Annotated in this window: 16 protein-coding genes and 8 tRNA genes; 19 read left to right on the top strand and 5 right to left on the bottom strand. The window is 33.7% G+C overall.

The annotated features are described in order from the left end of the window. Positions 1-219 precede the first annotated feature (219 nt). The 10 genes from NH26_RS11315 to NH26_RS11360 all read left to right on the top strand — a co-directional run bounded on the left by NH26_RS11315 (position 220) and on the right by NH26_RS11360 (position 10779). Positions 220-1416 (top strand): M28 family metallopeptidase, encoded by a 1197-nt coding sequence (locus NH26_RS11315; protein WP_052431989.1) that lies wholly within the window; start codon positions 220-222, stop codon positions 1414-1416. A gap of 97 nt (positions 1417-1513) precedes the next feature. Then, positions 1514-2104, top strand: coding sequence for a hypothetical protein (locus tag NH26_RS11320; protein WP_044223083.1), 591 nt, complete (start codon positions 1514-1516; stop codon positions 2102-2104). A gap of 81 nt (positions 2105-2185) precedes the next feature. Beyond that, positions 2186-3187 carry a class I SAM-dependent methyltransferase gene (locus tag NH26_RS11325; protein WP_044223086.1) on the top strand — a complete coding sequence of 334 codons (1002 nt, stop codon included), beginning with the start codon at positions 2186-2188 and terminating at the stop codon, positions 3185-3187. Between the two features lie 123 nt (positions 3188-3310). Next, entirely contained in the window at positions 3311-4102 is a 792-nt protein-coding gene (gene rlmB / locus NH26_RS11330; RefSeq protein WP_044223210.1) for a 23S rRNA (guanosine(2251)-2'-O)-methyltransferase RlmB, read from the top strand. 50 nt (positions 4103-4152) lie between these two features. Further along, a complete protein-coding gene (locus NH26_RS11335) occupies positions 4153-4761 on the top strand; it encodes a DUF4254 domain-containing protein (RefSeq protein WP_044223089.1) in 609 nt (202 codons plus the stop codon). 147 nt (positions 4762-4908) lie between these two features. Then, on the top strand, positions 4909-5952 hold the full coding sequence (locus NH26_RS11340) for a glycosyltransferase family 9 protein (RefSeq protein WP_044223092.1): 1044 nt from the start codon (positions 4909-4911) through the stop codon (positions 5950-5952). 11 nt (positions 5953-5963) lie between these two features. Then, positions 5964-6566: a trimeric intracellular cation channel family protein gene (locus NH26_RS11345; protein ID WP_044223095.1), complete on the top strand. Its 603-nt coding sequence runs from the start codon at positions 5964-5966 to the stop codon at positions 6564-6566. 173 nt (positions 6567-6739) lie between these two features. Continuing rightward, entirely contained in the window at positions 6740-6940 is a 201-nt protein-coding gene (locus NH26_RS11350) for a hypothetical protein (RefSeq protein WP_044223097.1), read from the top strand. A 299-nt stretch (positions 6941-7239) separates the two neighbouring features. Further along, positions 7240-8604: an MFS transporter gene (locus NH26_RS11355; RefSeq protein ID WP_044223101.1), complete on the top strand. Its 1365-nt coding sequence runs from the start codon at positions 7240-7242 to the stop codon at positions 8602-8604. A 231-nt stretch (positions 8605-8835) separates the two neighbouring features. After that, entirely contained in the window at positions 8836-10779 is a 1944-nt protein-coding gene (locus NH26_RS11360) for a GAF domain-containing protein (RefSeq protein WP_044223105.1), read from the top strand. Between the two features lie 8 nt (positions 10780-10787). On the opposite strand, the gene NH26_RS11365 is transcribed toward NH26_RS11360, so the two are convergent. Then, positions 10788-11516, bottom strand: a complete 729-nt coding sequence (locus NH26_RS11365; RefSeq protein ID WP_158021931.1) for an SH3 domain-containing protein — start codon at positions 11514-11516, stop codon at positions 10788-10790. A 127-nt stretch (positions 11517-11643) separates the two neighbouring features. On the opposite strand from NH26_RS11365, the gene NH26_RS11370 reads away from it, so the two are divergent. From NH26_RS11370 to NH26_RS11410, 9 genes are all read left to right on the top strand, one after another. Continuing rightward, a tRNA-Lys gene (locus tag NH26_RS11370) sits at positions 11644-11716 on the top strand. Positions 11717-11747: 31 nt separating this feature from the next. Further along, positions 11748-11820 (top strand) — tRNA-Lys (locus NH26_RS11375). Positions 11821-11851: 31 nt separating this feature from the next. Then, a tRNA-Lys gene (locus NH26_RS11380) sits at positions 11852-11924 on the top strand. Between the two features lie 31 nt (positions 11925-11955). Continuing rightward, a tRNA-Lys gene (locus tag NH26_RS11385) sits at positions 11956-12028 on the top strand. 31 nt (positions 12029-12059) lie between these two features. Continuing rightward, positions 12060-12132: transfer RNA gene (locus tag NH26_RS11390), tRNA-Lys, on the top strand. Positions 12133-12163: 31 nt separating this feature from the next. After that, positions 12164-12236, top strand: a tRNA-Lys gene (locus tag NH26_RS11395). Positions 12237-12243: 7 nt separating this feature from the next. After that, positions 12244-12327 (top strand) — tRNA-Leu (locus tag NH26_RS11400). Positions 12328-12353: 26 nt separating this feature from the next. Further along, positions 12354-12426 (top strand) — tRNA-Lys (locus NH26_RS11405). Positions 12427-12546: 120 nt separating this feature from the next. Continuing rightward, positions 12547-12975 carry a T9SS type A sorting domain-containing protein gene (locus NH26_RS11410; RefSeq protein WP_044224262.1) on the top strand — a complete coding sequence of 143 codons (429 nt, stop codon included), beginning with the start codon at positions 12547-12549 and terminating at the stop codon, positions 12973-12975. A gap of 55 nt (positions 12976-13030) precedes the next feature. Here the strand turns inward: NH26_RS11410 and NH26_RS11415 are convergent, their stop codons facing one another. The 4 genes from NH26_RS11415 to rsfS all read right to left on the bottom strand — a co-directional run bounded on the left by NH26_RS11415 (position 13031) and on the right by rsfS (position 17529). Next, positions 13031-13489, bottom strand: coding sequence for a MarR family winged helix-turn-helix transcriptional regulator (locus NH26_RS11415; protein ID WP_044224259.1), 459 nt, complete (start codon positions 13487-13489; stop codon positions 13031-13033). Between the two features lie 110 nt (positions 13490-13599). Then, entirely contained in the window at positions 13600-14823 is a 1224-nt protein-coding gene (locus NH26_RS11420) for a DUF418 domain-containing protein (protein ID WP_044224257.1), read from the bottom strand. A gap of 242 nt (positions 14824-15065) precedes the next feature. After that, positions 15066-17126 carry an ATP-dependent zinc metalloprotease FtsH gene (gene ftsH / locus NH26_RS11425; protein WP_044224255.1) on the bottom strand — a complete coding sequence of 687 codons (2061 nt, stop codon included), beginning with the start codon at positions 17124-17126 and terminating at the stop codon, positions 15066-15068. Positions 17127-17160: 34 nt separating this feature from the next. Next, the gene (gene rsfS, locus NH26_RS11430) at positions 17161-17529 is read right to left on the bottom strand and encodes a ribosome silencing factor (protein WP_044224253.1); all 369 of its coding nucleotides are present in this window, start codon (positions 17527-17529) and stop codon (positions 17161-17163) included. Positions 17530-17568 lie beyond the last annotated feature (39 nt).

Genomic DNA, 17568 nt, shown 5'->3' on the forward strand with positions numbered 1-17568 from the left:
ATTATAGGTCAGTAATCTTGTTTATTTATTATTTATGGATAATGACCTAATGATTTAATGTTTTTGGTAGTAATAAATTAAGAATTATGATTATAAAAATTAAATTTATGGTGAGGTAATTTTTATATTTTTTAAAACCAAGGCAATATGTTTACGTATAAATTAAACTTTTTGATATTCATAATGTTTATTTCTTCCCTATCGTGTATAGGTCAAGACATGACTGAGGTTAAACAAAATATTGATGACCTCTGTAGTAAAAAGTTCTTTGGTAGAGGATATGTGAAGAATGGTGATCAAAAAGCTGCACACTATATTCAAATGAAATACTCTTCACTAGGGCTTCATGCATTCAACAATGACAATTACTTTCAAGATTTTTCTTTTAATGTAAACTCTTTCCCTCAAGAGGTTTCTTTCAAAGTAGATAAGAATGCTTTAGAAATTGGAAAAGATGTACTTCCTGCGCCAGATAGTGGATCTGGTAAAGCATCAGGAAAAATCCATTTTTTGAAAGATGAATTATTTAACGATAAAGCTGCTCAACAAGAGTTTCTAAAAAAAGATTTATCTGGGTTAGTTCTCGTTTACGAGCAAAAACATGAACGAAACCGAATGAGTTGGGGGAGATTATTGATGCCCAAAATGATGGAAGCCGTTGCTACGGTTATTTTATTTGATGGAAAACTCACTTTTGGGGTAGCTCAAAATCAAACCCCTCAGCCTAAATTTTATGTATTAAAGGATAAGCTGACAAGAGAGAATCAAAATGTAAGTTTTGATATTCTAGCCCTTATGAAACCTTATTATCAGTCTCAAAATGTAATTGGATATATAAAAGGTACAGAAACTCCTGATGAATATCTTTTTATTACTGCACACTATGATCATTTAGGAGGAATTGGAAAAAAAACCTTCTTTGCTGGTGCTAATGATAATGCCTCTGGCGTAGCTATGATGTTAGCAATAGCAAAACACTATTCAACTCATCCCCCAAAGAAGACCGTTGTCTTTATTGGTTTTGGTGGGGAGGAAGCTGGTTTGGTTGGCTCCAAATTTTATGTTGAAAACCCCATCGTCCCCTTAGACAAGATTAAGTTTTTAATCAACTTAGATTTGTTCGGTACAGGAGAAGATGGTATGATGGCAGTAAATGGTAAAGTTTTCAAAGAAGAATATCAAATGTTAGATTCTTTGAATACGGCTGGTAATTATTTATCAAAAATTCAATCAAGAGGTAAAGCTGCTAATTCTGATCATTATTTCTTTTCTGAAGCAGGTGTCCCCTCTTTCTTTTTCTATTTGATGGGAAAATCATGGACTCATTATCATGACGTTAACGACAAAACACCTTTACCACTTAGCGACTTCCAACCGGCTTATCGATTAATCATTGACTTTTGTGATAAATTATAAATTTTGTTAAATCACATTAACTCAACAAGCATTAACAAAAGCAATGAAAGGTGGTGATTATCAGTATTGATATATAGAAACACTATAATTCAATACCATGAAAACTCACTCACTATTAATTCTCTCATTGTTCATTGCTTTACAATCATGTGTATTATTAGATGAACATGTACCTGCTGATGAAGTTGAAGTTGTTTATCAAGATCAGGAGGCATTAGAATTAAAACCTCTTGTGGACTATTATTTTAAAGAAGCTACTAAGAGAGATGTTTTCTTCAAGAATAAAAAAGTAACTATTCACACCAAAGAATATCATGGTATTAATGGGAAAGGTAACCCAATGACTAGTGATGTGATTATTAATAAAGCATCTAAAAATTGGAAAGAGTTTCAAGATGGAAATAATGCATCGATGTTATCTACACTAGCACATGAGTTCGGGCATGCACTGTTAGGTTATCATCATAGAGGGAATGGAAAATTAAAATATCATGGGGAATTTTATAGAAACTCTATTATGACCTCAACTAATTGGGGGGTACCTAGTTTAGAGAAAAAAAATAATGAAATTTGGGAATACTATTTTGATGAGTTATTTCATTTAACCGATATTGAAAACACGTATACTGAAGATTCTTCTAATAGTCGTTCTACAGAAGGATTTGAAAGTTGTGATCATGATAATTAATAATTTTCATATCAAAAAAGATAATTGTTAGTATTATTTATTCTTTGCTTATAAATTGAAGTATCTCATAAAATACTTCATATGCTATTAAAAAGATTAGAGTATAATACTATACCTGAAATAACACTAAATCATACACAACTTGAAATGAAAATTCAGGTTGAAGAAAAGGTTAATAACCAAATATATGATTTTGAAAAAGTAAAATGTGCAATTTGCAATAGCGATGAGTATGAGTCCATCGGAGAGAAAGATCGTTATGGGCTTAAGTTTTACACCAATCTATGTAAAAGTTGTGGTTTAGTATATACATCTCCAAGAATGACTCAAAAATCTTATTCTGAGTTTTATAACATTGAATATAGAAAACTTTATGTTGGAGAAGCTAAAGCTTCAAAAATATTTTTTGATAACCAGAAACTTCAAGGACAACGGATTTACAATTTTATACAAAAATCTATTATCAAAATCGATCACACATCATCTATATTAGAAGTAGGTTGTGGAGCCGGTGGAATATTAAAAGTATTTGATGAAAGAGGACATAAAGTTAAAGGGTGTGACTTAGGAGAGGAATATCTATCTTATGGCAAAGACAATCATAACTTAGATCTTGAATTTGGTTTTTTAAATGATATTAAAGTTCAAGATAAATTCAATTTGATCATCTACTCTCATGTTATGGAACATGTACTTGACCTTGATTCTGAAATTGAAAATATAAAAAAGAAACTTGTTTCGAATGGTTATGTTTACATTGAAGTACCTGGCATTAAAGAAATACATAGAAATTATGAAGGAAATATATTGAAGTATTTTCAAAATGCACACACTTATCATTTTACGCTTACATCCATTCAAAATCTAATGTTAAAACATGGCTTTACATTAGTCAATGGAAATAATTATGTACAATCTTTATTTCAATGGACTAATAAGAATAATCAAAACGTAAATAATGAATATTCCTCTATAAAGAATTACTTACTAACAACCGAATCCTTGAGAAAATTTAATGCCTTTTACCCTTATCACATAAAAATGAAAATCAAATCATTTTTAAAAAAATTGGGGTTATTCTAAAATGATTATGAGAAGTTTACAACTATTCTAATCACATGTTAAATTCTTCCATTACCTTTGCAGGTGGAACCTCGTGCGATAAGAGTTATGTACTTGGTTCAAATCCAAGTTCATTACAACATTATGTACGATAATAAAAAGAAACATTACCAAAGATCTCCACGTCCAAAAACAAATGCTGATGATATCATGTATGGTATTCAGCCGATCTTTGAAGCTTTAGAAGCAGGAAAACAATTTGAGAAATTATTTATCCAAAGAGATTCTTCTAATGAATCTATAGCGGAAATTCACAAAATGGCTACAAGAGCCGGTATTGTTGTTTCTCGTGTTCCTCAAGAAAAATTACAACGTATTACTTCTAAGAACCATCAAGGTGTTATTGGTTTTGTACCTGCAATTAATTATGTAGACCCTCAAAATGTAATTGCTACTGCATACGAAGAAGGTAAAGTACCTTTAGTATTAGTTCTTGACAGAGTAACTGATGTTAGAAACTTTGGTGCAATTGCAAGAACAGCAGAATGTGCAGGCGTAAACCTTATTGTTATTCCTAAAAAAGGTTCCGCTCAAATTGGTAGTGATGCTGTTAGAACATCTGCTGGAGCGTTAAATCATATTCCTGTAGCAAGAGTAGATAACCTTACACAAACAGTTATCGAAATTCAAGAAGCTGGATTACAGTTAGTGTCTTGTACAGAAAAAGGTTCTAAAGATGTTTATTACATCGACTTAGAAGGCCCTACAGCAATTATTATGGGTTCTGAAGAAGACGGTATCAATAGCGAATTGATACAGATTTCTGATAAGTTAGCCAAGATTCCAATGATAGGAAAAGTAAGTTCACTTAATGTAGGTGTTGCTGCTGGCGTCATCATTTTCGAAGCGAACAGACAAAGAATGATGAATGCTTAATGCATTTTTATATCTTTGTGAAAAATTATAGATAACAAATAAAAGCATCTATGCAGTTTACAGAAAATTGTAATAAAATCTTTGCTCAAAGCATCGATACATATCATATAAAAGACCATGTAGATACTCCTATCGAAAACCCATTTGAGAAGGAAGATATCCAACACCTTTTGTATTTAAAAAACTGGATTGATACTGTGCAATGGCACTTAGAGGATATTATCCGTGATCCAGAAATTAATCCTGACGAAGCTTTAAAAATCAAAAGAAGAATTGATGCTTCCAATCAGGAAAGAACTGATGTTGTTGAATATATTGATAGCTGGTTTTTGACAAAGTATGAGGGTGTAAACACTATAGAAGGTGCAAGCATCAATACAGAATCACCTGCATGGGCTATTGACCGTTTATCTATTCTTGCGCTGAAAATTTATCATATGCAAGAAGAAGCTAATCGTGAAAACGCATCTGCTGAACACAAAAAAGCTTGTCAGACTAAATTAAATATTCTTTTAGAGCAAAGAGTAGATTTATCTACTGCAATCGAAGAATTAGTTCAAGATATTGAAGCAGGTAAAAAATACATGAAGGTATACAAACAAATGAAAATGTATAACGATCCTTCATTGAACCCTGTACTCTACAAAGAGGGTAAATAATCCTTCCTTTTAAAGTAAATGAAACACTTGGTGTTTCTGGTAAAAGTTGTTTCCATATTGCTCTTAGTATATGGAAACAACTTTTTTTTTTTTGGCATCTAATATAAATCCTTAATTTTATCCCTTTCAATACTCCTAATTCTAATCATGTCGAAAAAAATACTTGCATTTAGATTTTCTGCCATGGGCGATGTCGCAATGACTGTCCCAGTACTTAAAGAAGTTTTAAGACAAAATCCTGACACAGAAATAGTCATGGTTTCTCGTCCGTTTCTAAAACCTTTTTTCGATAATATTCCAAGGCTAACTTTCTTTGGAGCAGATTTAAATGGAGAACATAATGGGTTTAAAGGATTAAGGAAATTATATAAAACACTTCAAGCTCAGGGCCCTTTTTTAGCCGTTGCTGATATTCATTCAGTACTTAGAACGTTTATTCTTGATGCTTTATTTCAAACATCAGGTACTAAAGTGGTAAGAATTGATAAAGGAAGAAAAGGTAAAAAGCAACTTATCAAAAGTAAAGGTAAAGTGATGCAGCCTTTAAAAGCTATGCCTGAGAGATATGCTGATGTTTTTAGAAAAATTGGTTTATCGGTTGAACTTCCTAATCAGCTTCCAGAAAAAATATCTGATGCCCTTAATTTAGCCGAACTAGAATTATTAGGAGGTAAAGATCAATCTTGGATAGGTATTGCTCCTTTTGCACAACATAAGGGAAAAGCTTGGGGAGAAGAAAAAGCAGTTGCTTTAGCACAACTCTTACAAGAAAAAGAAAATGCTAAAGTAATCTTCTTTGGAGGACCTGGGAAAGAATCTGAGCTTCTTGATCAATGTGTTGAAAAAGTACCAGGGAGTATCAACTTAGCTGGAAAAATTAAATTAAAAGAAGAATTAGACATTATCGAGCATCTTGATGTAATGGTAAGTATGGATTCTGCAAATATGCATATGTCTTCACTACGAGGAACTCCAGTAGTTTCTGTTTGGGGAGCAACCCATCATTATGCTGGATTCATGGGGTATGGTCAGGACCTTAATAATATTGTCGAAATTTCTACAAATGAATTAACATGTCGACCTTGTTCTGTTTTTGGAAATAAGCCGTGTTTCCGTGAGGACTATGCTTGCTTAGAAGGAGTTACTCCAGAAATGGTCTACCATAAAGTGTCAGGCATTTTATCTAAATAACGATTCAATCCATGTCTTTAATCTATTTTCTTGATTTAGTAGGAACATTTGTTTTTGCTATTTCAGGTGCTTTAGCTGCATCAGAAAAGAAATTCGATATTTTTGGTGCTCTATTTGTCGCAAGTGTCACTGCTGTTGGTGGTGGTACTGTAAGAGATACCATTTTAGGTAGCACACCAGTATTCTGGACGATGGATACAAATTATCTATTAGTCATTTCTGGAGCTGTTGCATGTACCGTCTTGTTTAAAAAAATCGTAGCCAGATTACGCACCACATTATTTCTATTTGATACCCTAGGACTAGGTGTTTTCACCTTTATTGGTGTAGAAAAAGCAGCGTTAATGGGTATTTCTCCCGCTATTTGTATTGTAATGGGAACATTTACAGCAGTATTAGGAGGAGTAATACGAGATACCCTTTGTAACGAGGTTCCTTTAATTTTTAGAGAAGAAATATATGCAACTGCATGTATAGTGGGTGGACTTATATTTGTTTTGCTTACCTATCTAAATCTTCCTGTAAATATTACGACTTGGTCCAGTGTTTTTACGGTCATTGGTATTAGGATTCTCGCCATAAAATATCATATCACCTTACCTAAATTAGAGTAGGCAAAAATGACAATGGTTTTGTCAGAACAAAAAAACACATGAACATTTGTTAATTTGTTAGTAAGAACTGATGATTATCTCCTAATTATCATTATTTCCCTCAAACAATTCATTACATTTGTGATAACAAGAAAATATTACACCGTCTATTTCAGACATATAACTATATAAATATGGAAACTATCTTATTAGGTGTAGGCATATTTGGTCTATTCTTTATTTTGATGTCAGTTAAACTGATCTTCAAGAAAGATGGAAAATTTGAAGGTACATGTGCATCTCAAAGCCCATTTCTAAATCCAGAAGGTAAGTCTTGTAGCTACTGTGGAAAAGATCCTAGCAAATGTAAAAACAAGCAACCAGAGAGTGCTTAAGCATTATTTTAATAGATAAAAGTCTCTATCTTCATCAAAAGGTAGAGACTTTTTCTTTTATCAGGATCTCCTATTCGATACCACTTTTAATCCTTGCTTGATATATTAAATTCATTATCAATTTACATCGAGTAATGAATACATTTCACAACCGATTGCAATAAAAATTTATTGTAAAAGTTGAAAATCATAACCAAAGTTATCATAATTGTTTCTTTTACATTTTTATATTTGCTATCACAGTAGATTAAAATATACAATCTACTAAGTATGAAATTAAATCAAAGAAGATAACTTATATGTCAAACAAAACCCCTAAACCCAATTTATCCTTTTGGCAAATTTGGAACCTAAGTTTTGGTTTCCTTGGAGTACAATTTGGATTCGCTTTACAAAATGGTAATGTGAGTAGGATTTTACAAGCACTTGGTGCAGATGTACATCACCTAGGATACTTTTGGTTAGCAGCTCCCATTGCAGGTATTATTATTCAACCTATAATTGGCGGTGCGTCTGACTTTACTTGGAATCGATTAGGACGTAGAATCCCCTACATAGTAGGTGGTGCGATCATGGCCACTTTAGCCATGTTCTTAATGCCTAACTCCGAAATATTTGTTGCCTTCCTACCTCCAATGATTTTTGGGGCTATTATGCTTCTTATTATGGATGCCTCTTTCAATATTACCTTCCAGCCATTTAGAGCCTTAGTGGGTGATATGGTCAACGATAAACAAAGAGATTTAGGCTATTCAGTACAATCATTTTTAATCAACACTGGAGCAGTAGTTGGTTCTGCCTTGCCTTTCATACTAACAGCATGGGGTGTTTCTAACGAACCTGATACTGCTGCTGGACAAAAAGTTGCTGACTCTACCGTTTGGTCATTTTATATTGGTGGTGCAACTCTAATACTCACCGTACTTTGGACAGCTTTTAGAACAAAAGAATATCCACCCAAAGAATATGCAGAGTATAATAATATTGATGTTTCGGCCCAATCTGATGAAGAAAGTTTAGCAAAACCTAAAGACTCATTTATTGATACATTAATTAAGTCTCCTAAAGTGATGATACAATTAGCCGCAGTGCAATTGTGCTCATGGGTAGCTTTATATTTTATGTGGGTATATTCAACTCCTGCAATTGCACAACATATTTGGGGTACGACTGATACGACATCGAAAGCTTACAATGAAGCTGGTGATTGGGTAGGAATTATGTTTGCTGCTTACAGTCTAGCAGCTGCTTTATTTTCTATTGCCATGCCTATATTAATTAAAACCTTTAACAGAAAGGCTATTTATTCAGGTGCATTAATTTGCGGAGGTATTGGCTTAGCTAGTATTAGCTTTATTCATGATCAGTATACTTTATTAATCCCAATGGTTGGTGTAGGTATGGCTTGGGCGGCTATTTTAGCAATGCCGTTTAGTATTTTAGCAGAAAACCTACCTGCCGATAAAATGGGATTATATATGGGTATTTTCAATGTAACTATTGCTGGTCCTCAAATTTTTGCCGGTCTTTTTGGAGGTGCTATCGCTACTTCTTTCTTTGATGGCAATACCGTAGGTTTACTTACTTTTGCTGGTGTTCTACTAATCATAGGTGCTTTTTGTGTTGGTATTGTATCAGACAAAAAACCTGCAACCGAAGAATAAATCAATTAGATTTACCTATATACACTTTTTTGAAAAAGAGCTTGATGATGGAATTAGTTTTCCTTCTATCAAGCTCTTTTTTTGTTTTTAAAAAGATAACTTCAATTTTGGCACACATTTTACGCCTAATTATATCTATTCAAAAGTATCAATTTGATGAATTAGAACGTTATTCCTCTAGTTGATCCTCACACTTTTTAAAAAGACCTCCTTTAGTGGAGATAAAATATAATGATCGAGAAATATTTTAAGCAATTTTCTATCAAACAGCTCATCTTTTGGGTGGGCGGTATTGTTATAGGGGCAGTACTATTTACAGTACTTACATTGGTAGGTTTATATACCAACGAAAGTCTAGAAGTAGATGTCTCTGCAAGAAATGCAATGCTTTCCCAACGAATAGTTCTTTTAGCCAACATTTATGTTAACACTGGAGATCAAGCTTCTAAAGATGATTTAGAAAATGCATTAAACCTCTACGATGGTTCTCTTTTAGTGATGAAACATGGAGGATCTGTTCCAGAAATGGAAAGTAAAAAAATTCGTCCTGCTAGTGATAGAGTTGATGATAATATTGAACGTATTGAAGAAGTTTGGAAGCCATTTAGAAACAATGTGAGAACTATACTAGAAGAACCTCTCAACACTTCAAATTATTCTTTCAACATGGATATTGATGTTGATTTATACCTTTCTGATAGTATTGGATTATTAACTCGATTCGAAGAAGAGAATGTTACGGTAAGAAATAGCTTAACCTATCTTGAGAAAAACTCTGCGGCTATGCTTAAAGTAAATCAAGATTTAGTAAAAGCCTATGTCAACGATTCTGAAGAGATAGAATATCAACTCATCCGATTTATTTTAATTGCTATCATTTTAATATGCATTGTTGTATTTGTGAACGCTCTCCTACTAAACAACCTAATTATCAAACCTTTAGAAGAATTATCAGAAAAAGGAAACTTGATTGCTGCAGGTAATTTGAATGTGCAATTTAATTCTAGAGGTACAAAAGAAATGACAAAAATGCGTGCTTCACTTATGAGTATGCGTCAAAAATTAGAAGACATTTCCCTCTACGTAATGGAATTTAGTAAAGGAAATTATGATGTTGATTTTAAAATAAACGACAAAGATCGTTACAAGAGTGATCCCTTCATTCAATCTTTAATCGAAACAAAAAATCGTTTAAAACAGAACTCTGAAGAAAGAAGTGAAAGAGAATGGGTCAACGAAGGACTCGCAAAACTTAATAAAATTATCCGTATTCACAGTGGTAATGCAGTTGAACTAGGCCATGCTTTAGTAAAAGAATTAAGTAGGTTTATGCACTGTACTCATGCTTCTTTTTATATCCATAAAAAAGATACTGTAACAGGGAGAGAATACTTAGAATTGACTTCACTTTATGCTTTTGATAGCTACAAAGAAGAGGAAGGATTAAAAATCAAACAAGGAGAAGGATTAATTGGAGAAATATGGCAAGAAGGAGAACCTATTTATCTCAATGAAATCCCTGAAAATTATATCAATATTCGCTCTGGATTAGGAGACGCTCCTCCTACTGCAATAACCATTTTTCCTTTTAAATCTCATGGTGTTGTTGAAGTGATTTTAGAACTTGCTTCTTTCAGACCTTTAGAAAATAAAGCACTGCAGTTGTTAAACGAAATTGGTGGGGCTATAGCCACTTCCGTAGTTACTTCAGAAAACACTTCTAACGTAAGTAAGCTCTACAATGATAGTAAACGTCTAACAGACGAATTACGAACAAATGAGGAGGAAATGAAGCAGAATATGGAGGAACTTCAGGCCACCCAAGAACAACTAGTGCGAGAAAGGAGAGAAACGGAGTCAACAAAGAAGCTTTTAAATGAGGTTGTAGATTCTACAGCAGGAAGATTACTTATTGTTGAAAGCGAAGGTGATATTTACTTTGGTAGTCAGTCTATGTTAGAATTTTCAGGATACTCTGAAGATGAAATCAAACAACTCCATATTAAAGAAATCATTCCTACTTTTATCGAAGCTGAGGAATGGCAAAAAATACATAAAAAAGAAACCCATACTGTTGTGAACAATATGGGTGAACAAAACGAAATGACGGTTGAAGTAAGAAAACTTTATTTCGAGGATAGTGATAAATGGTTAGTCAGTATCAATAAACTGTAACCTCACAATTATTTTACCTCTAAAACCCTTCCCTTCCTAATGTAGCCTTCTGCTTCATTAGGAAGTTTTACTTTATACCAAATATCATTATCGCTTTCAATTTTTAATCTCTCGCCCTGAACAACTACTCCGAGCTTCCTACCACCTGCAGACGGTTCTTCCATGAGCAAAGCACCATTATTCTTAACAATAGCTTGTGCCCTTTGGATTCCTCCGTTGTAAGCCCACAATCCAATACCACAAAAAACAGTAACAAAAAAAGTTAATGTTGTAATTGACAAGTTTTGTTTCTTTCGAATGAACATAATCACAAGGCATATTGTTATGAGGGTGATCAAAACAATTGCAATAATTTCTTGTAAATTGTTAAACAGTGAGACAAAAAACTCTTTGTCGGAATATTGATAACCAACAAGGTTATTTTCTTCTGCAATTTTAGACATTTTATTCAATGTCTGACGGTCTGCTGTTAATCGATATTGAAGATTTAAATAGTAAAGTGCTTTAGAATAATTATTCTGCCCTTCTTGAATAAAAGACATTCTTAACAACATTCTAGATGAATAGGCACCATCATTACTTAAAAGATCATCGTACAAATTATAAGCATCGATGTATTGTTGAGACTCAAAAAGAGAGTCTGCTTCAGAAATTTTCGCTTCTAGCGGCGAAAAACAAAATCCTAACTGACTGAAAGTCAGTAAATATAAACTTATTAAGGATAAAATAAATCTCATTATTTGCTTGACGTTGAAAATCATTCTACATTTGCACTCGCAAAAAAGGAAAGCTAAACGAGCTTTTCAAATTTAATAGGTCGTTTTTAATTTTAATGAATTAATGCAGATCTTTTAGAAAAATTATGATTCCGTAGCTCAGTTGGTAGAGCATCTCCCTTTTAAGGAGAGGGTCCTGGGTTCGAGCCCCAGCGGGATCACTTTTAAAATAACTTCGTTTCAAAAAACGATGATTCCGTAGCTCAGTTGGTAGAGCATCTCCGTTTTAAGGAGAGGGTCCTGGGTTCGAGCCCCAGCGGGATCACCTTTAAAATAACTTCGTTTGAAAAAACGATGATTCGGTAGCTCAGTTGGTAGAGCATCTCCCTTTTAAGGAGAGGGCCCTGGGTTCGAGCCCCAGCGGGATCACTTTTAAAATCACTTCGTTTGAAAAAACGATGATTCCGTAGCTCAGTTGGTAGAGCATCTCCGTTTTAAGGAGAGGGTCCTGGGTTCGAGCCCCAGCGGGATCACCTTTAAAATAACTTCGTTTGAAAAAACGATGATTCGGTAGCTCAGTTGGTAGAGCATCTCCCTTTTAAGGAGAGGGCCCTGGGTTCGAGCCCCAGCGGGATCACTTTTAAAATAACTTCGTTTGAAAAAACGATGATTCCGTAGCTCAGTTGGTAGAGCATCTCCCTTTTAAGGAGAGGGTCCTGGGTTCGAGCCCCAGCGGGATCACAAGGAAGCTCACGTGGTGAAATTGGTAGACACGCCATCTTGAGGGGGTGGTGGGAGAAATCCCGTGTTGGTTCGAGTCCAATCGTGAGCACAAAGATTAGCTATCCTAAAATATTAGATTCCGTAGCTCAGTTGGTAGAGCATCTCCCTTTTAAGGAGAGGGTCCTGGGTTCGAGCCCCAGCGGGATCACAAAGCCGACACAGAAATGTGTTGGCTTTTTTTATATCTTGATAAAGACAACTTTTTTTCAGATATTATAGATAACACAAAATTAAACTGCCTATAGAACACCTTTACTGAAATAATACCATGAAATATGAAAAAAATATACTGATAAGAACAAGTGCTTTTGTTCTTACCATTAACCTACTATTAGTTTTAGGAATTTTTATGACAACTAGTTCTTTTGCTAGTTCAACTAAAATTCCAACACCTACAAAGACTAACCCTAGTGCACAAACTTTAAGTTTGAAGATCTTACCCAACCCTGTAATTGCAGAAAATTCTGAAATCAATGTAGCCATGGAAATCGAAGGAATCGATCGTTCTTTTCCTGTTCAAGTACTTTTATATAACACGATTGGAAATTTAATTTACAGAATGGATTTATCGGTAGATAATTCTAAAGTTCAATTTAAATACAAACCTAAAGTTGAGGTATCTGAAGGATTGTACTTTATTTCTGTTTTAAACGGCAATAAGAGAGTTACAAAACGTTTAGTGGTCAATTCATACTAAAAGAGCCTGTCATTGCAATATCATTGAAATAACAAGCTCTAATTATAATATCTTCTTAAGCAATAGAACCTCTTAACCTATCTAACAGATCACTTAGCTTTTCGGCCTCTTCATTTGTCAGACTATTAAACATATCCTTCATCTGATTTTCTAATGGATCTAGCTGCTTCAGTTTTTCTAATCCTTCTTCAGTAATAATCACATCCACTTTTCTACGATTACTACCACACGTTTCTCTTTGAACATATTTTTTTTCAATAAGACGATCAATTAAACGTGTCAGATCAGGGCTTTTATCAATCATTACTTCTTTAATGCTCCCAGGGTTCATACAGCTAGGATGAGCACCTCTTAATATACGAAGTACATTATATTGCTGATGTGTAACTCCATGTTCTTTAAACCAAGATTTTGTCTGATTTAACATCCAATTATTGGTAAACATTAAATTGATATATGCTTTTTGATAAGAATCTTTAAAGTTTTTCTGATTTATATCTTTTTCTATCGACATCACTAAAGAAGTAAGTATTTGTTTAAACAAAATATGTTAATCATGCAATAAATGATATTTTTATCAAATATCACAACGATATCAACTTTTGTTTAAACAAATTGTATTATTTAAAGTGATTTCAAATTATGTCTCTCTTGATTATCATCAGATTTATACTTTTTTTGAAGATCAAGTTTCCAAGTCCATTTATGCCAAAGCATTTCAAAAGGACCCTGTTTAAAATTTTTCAACCAGAAATGGCAAAAAATCATTTGAGCAAATAGAAATACAAACCCTATCAATAAACTAAAAGCAACACCACAGGTATCGGCAAGATGAAAACCATATCCAAAGTAAATAATACCGCCAAAAATTGATTGAGTGATATAATTTGTCAAACTCATTCTTCCATAAGTTCTAATGGCTCCAGTCATTTTTTTCACGATATCAAATTGATACAGTAAAACTATCAGAGATATCCATATAAAGGTAAAACTTAACTTCCACCACATATCAAACATGACTCCAAGGGTTCTTCTAATAACATCAGCCTGTTCTTTATTTAAATAAATATCCTTCAAATAAAGAAAGCCTATCATCATCACAAAGGACACAATGAATACCTTTTTCCACGTTTTAATATTTCCTTCCTTAAAGTATCCTTTTTTCCCTATCCAAAAGCCTAGAATAAACAACCCTAAGGTTTGTTCTGCCCTGCCATTTTCTATTGCCCACAATAAAGAAAAACCTTGACCATAAGTAAGATTACCCCAAACTGTTTCCAAGAAAGTTCCATTCTTTACTATATCCATAGAAGACTTCCATAATGGCACGAAATATTGCACTCCCACCTTGTATTCAGGAGTAATAAGAGCATATAAATATTGAGCAATTTCAAAAGGTTGAATCAAAAAGAAAATAGAGGCAATAAGTAATGCTTTATTATTCCACTTTCTTACAACATATAGAATAATTCCACAAAATGAGTACAGTAACAATACTTCACCTGGAAAAAATGCTGCATTAAATTGAGCAAAAAACAATAATAAAAATAACCTCCATAACCATCTAGGTCCAAAATCAATCCCCTTATCCTTTTGTTTTTGGAACATTAAGAAGAACGTAAAGCCAAAAAGTAATGCAAAGATGGAATAGGTTTTCCCACCGAAAAAGAAAAACATCCAATGAAATACCTCTGCATTCAATGTGTTTAACCATTCCGGATTGATGGATTTATCTGGATAGTGATAATAATTAAAATGTTCTATGTTATGAATTAACATAATGGCCATTACAGCATAGCCTCGAAGTACATCTATGACTTCAATTCTTTGATTAATAATCTTATTCATTTCTATTGAATTAAATGACCTGAACTATTCAAAAGCTGTTAAGCTATATAAAACTGTAATTTATTTTTTTTGAATTCAGGCAATTAGTTTAGCTAGTTCAATTACACAAATGCAAGTAACATATAATTTCATAGATAAAAAGTGATTTTCACCACTACAAAAAAAGAGGGTTACATTTCTGCAACCCTCTATTCTATGTCTGTTGATCTTTATCACAAACAAATTATACTTTAAGACAAAGCTTAAACTTCTTCAGTTGTATCTGGCTTTTGTTCTGTATCTTCTTTTTTTGCTTCAACAGAAGCTTCGTCAGCTTTCTCTGCTAATTGCTTAGCTTCTACTTCTGCTTTATTCTCTTCAGCTACCTCAGTAAATTCTTGGTAAATTGTTTTCTTGTCGAAAGGTCTCTCACCAATTAATTTCACTAAATCTGATTGATATAACACTTCTTTTTCTAAAAGTTGTTGTGCTAAAGCTTCTAGTGCATCACCATGTTCTCTTAATAAACCAAGTGTTCTTTGGTAAGCTTTTTCAATAAGCTTCTTCACTTCATCATCAATCTTTTCAGCTAAAGCTTCAGAATATGGTCTTGAACTATATTCGCTTCTGTTAGGGTCATAGAATGATATGTGACCAATTTGATCGTTCATACCATAAATAGACACCATACTGTAAGCCATTTTTGTTGTTCTCTCCAAATCACTTAAAGCTCCTGTAGAGATTCTACCAAAAATAATTTCCTCTGCTGCACGACCGCCTAAAGTCATACAAATTTCGTCCATCATTTCTTCAGTAGTATTTAAGTATTGTTCTTTTGGAAGGTACTGAGCATATCCTAACGCTGCAACACCACGAGGTACAATACTTACTTTCACTAACGGGTTAGCATGTTCTAAGAACCAACCTGTTACTGCATGACCTGCTTCATGGTAAGCAACAATTTTCTTCTCTTCTTTAGAGATGATTTTGTTCTTTTTCTCTAAACCACCAATAACACGGTCAATAGCAGCCATGAAATCGTCCATCTCAACTGCTTGTTTGTTATTTCTAGCAGCAATCAAAGCAGCTTCATTACAAACGTTAGCAAGTTCAGCACCAGCAAATCCTGGAGTTTGAGTAGCCAATTCTTTAGCGTTTACATTTTTCGATACTTTGATCGGGTTTAAGTGAACTTTAAAGATTTGCTCTCTACCATTAATATCTGGCTTGTCTACTGAGATCTGACGATCAAAACGACCAGCTCTCATTAAGGCATTATCCAATACATCTGGGCGGTTAGTCGCAGCAAGAATAATTACTCCTGAATCTGTACCAAAACCATCCATCTCCACAAGAAGGGAGTTCAATGTATTTTCTCTCTCATCATTTGAACCTGGCATTGATCCTTTACCTCTTGAACGACCGATAGCATCGATTTCGTCAATAAAGATAATACAAGGAGCCTTTTCTTTTGCTTGCTTGAATAAGTCACGAACACGAGCCGCACCTACACCTACAAACATTTCAACAAAATCAGAACCTGACATAGAGAAGAAAGGTACTCCTGCTTCACCTGCCACTGCTTTTGCCAATAATGTTTTACCTGTACCCGGAGGGCCTACTAATAAAACACCTTTAGGAATTTTACCACCTAGGTCAGTATATTTTTTAGAGTTTTTCAAGAAATCAACAATTTCTTCTACCTCTTCTTTTGCTTCATCTAAGCCTGCCACATCTTTGAAGGTTACCTTCATGTGGTTAGCATCAAACATTTGAGCTTTTGATTTCCCAATATTAAAGATTTGACCACCGGCACCGCCTGAAGCCATTCTTCTCATTAAGAACCAGAAACCGAACAGTAAAACTAAAAGGAAACCAGAACTCATAAACCATGTAGTAAAGCTTTCTTTTTTAGTCACTTCAAATTCTACCTTTTTATTTTCAGGAAAATCTTTTTGAAGTTCATCTACTTTTTTCTCGAATGCTTCTCCAGAGGTAATCATAAAACGGTAATTAGGATCACGTTTTACAACACTTAAAGGGCTTCTTTCTTGTTGTAGCTTTTTGTACTTACTTTTCTTTAATGCCTCGTTAGACAGGTAAATTTCTGCCCATTCATTATTAACAACAACGACTTTTTCAACATCGCCGTCTTGTAGCATTACTTTAAATTCATTAATGTTTGTAGTTTCTGTAGCCCCACTCTTATTACTAAAATAAGCCAAGCCTAAGACTACTAATATTAATGATAGTAAAATCCATAGTTGGTAATTATTACCCTTAGGCATTGGGTTTTTAGGAGTATTCCTTTTGTTTTGATCCATTCGAAAACTATGATCTTAAGTGTTTATTATTTTCTTATTCTGTTGGTAGTTTAATTACCTTTGCATCTCCCCAAAGTTCTTCTAAAGCATAGAACTCTCTCTTTTTAGGAAGAAAAACATGTGCAACGACTGTAATATAATCTAATAATGCCCAACCATCTGAACCATTTCCTTCAGTAGCAAAAGGTTTTTCACCAGCGGTGTCTTTTATTTCTTTTTCGATACTATCTTTTACAGCGTCTAATTGAGTATCAGAAGATGCCGTACAAATTACGAAGAAATCTGTTACTGCATTCTTTACTTTTCTTAAATCTAATATTTCAATGTTTAAGGCCTTCTTCTCTTGCATCCCTTTAGCTACTAAATGAGCTAACTCCTCTACATTTACCGTTTTTTTACTCATATTCTTTATTTAAGGATTACCCTTAATATTTTCTTAATT

The sequence above is a fragment of the Flammeovirga pacifica genome (assembly GCF_000807855.2).
Lineage (GTDB): Bacteria > Bacteroidota > Bacteroidia > Cytophagales > Flammeovirgaceae > Flammeovirga > Flammeovirga pacifica.

Coding starts and splice junctions, on each gene's coding strand:
- NH26_RS11420 (WP_044224257.1), bottom strand. CDS start 14,823: ATGAATAAGATTATTAATCAAAGAATTGAAGTCATAGATGTACTTCGA.
- NH26_RS11360 (WP_044223105.1), top strand. CDS start 8,836: ATGATCGAGAAATATTTTAAGCAATTTTCTATCAAACAGCTCATCTTT.
- NH26_RS11320 (WP_044223083.1), top strand. CDS start 1,514: ATGAAAACTCACTCACTATTAATTCTCTCATTGTTCATTGCTTTACAA.
- NH26_RS11410 (WP_044224262.1), top strand. CDS start 12,547: ATGAAATATGAAAAAAATATACTGATAAGAACAAGTGCTTTTGTTCTT.
- NH26_RS11335 (WP_044223089.1), top strand. CDS start 4,153: ATGCAGTTTACAGAAAATTGTAATAAAATCTTTGCTCAAAGCATCGAT.
- NH26_RS11340 (WP_044223092.1), top strand. CDS start 4,909: ATGTCGAAAAAAATACTTGCATTTAGATTTTCTGCCATGGGCGATGTC.
- rlmB (WP_044223210.1), top strand. CDS start 3,311: ATGTACGATAATAAAAAGAAACATTACCAAAGATCTCCACGTCCAAAA.
- NH26_RS11355 (WP_044223101.1), top strand. CDS start 7,240: ATGTCAAACAAAACCCCTAAACCCAATTTATCCTTTTGGCAAATTTGG.
- NH26_RS11315 (WP_052431989.1), top strand. CDS start 220: ATGACTGAGGTTAAACAAAATATTGATGACCTCTGTAGTAAAAAGTTC.
- NH26_RS11350 (WP_044223097.1), top strand. CDS start 6,740: ATGGAAACTATCTTATTAGGTGTAGGCATATTTGGTCTATTCTTTATT.
- rsfS (WP_044224253.1), bottom strand. CDS start 17,529: ATGAGTAAAAAAACGGTAAATGTAGAGGAGTTAGCTCATTTAGTAGCT.
- NH26_RS11345 (WP_044223095.1), top strand. CDS start 5,964: ATGTCTTTAATCTATTTTCTTGATTTAGTAGGAACATTTGTTTTTGCT.
- NH26_RS11325 (WP_044223086.1), top strand. CDS start 2,186: ATGCTATTAAAAAGATTAGAGTATAATACTATACCTGAAATAACACTA.
- NH26_RS11365 (WP_158021931.1), bottom strand. CDS start 11,516: ATGAGATTTATTTTATCCTTAATAAGTTTATATTTACTGACTTTCAGT.
- NH26_RS11415 (WP_044224259.1), bottom strand. CDS start 13,489: ATGTCGATAGAAAAAGATATAAATCAGAAAAACTTTAAAGATTCTTAT.
- ftsH (WP_044224255.1), bottom strand. CDS start 17,126: ATGGATCAAAACAAAAGGAATACTCCTAAAAACCCAATGCCTAAGGGT.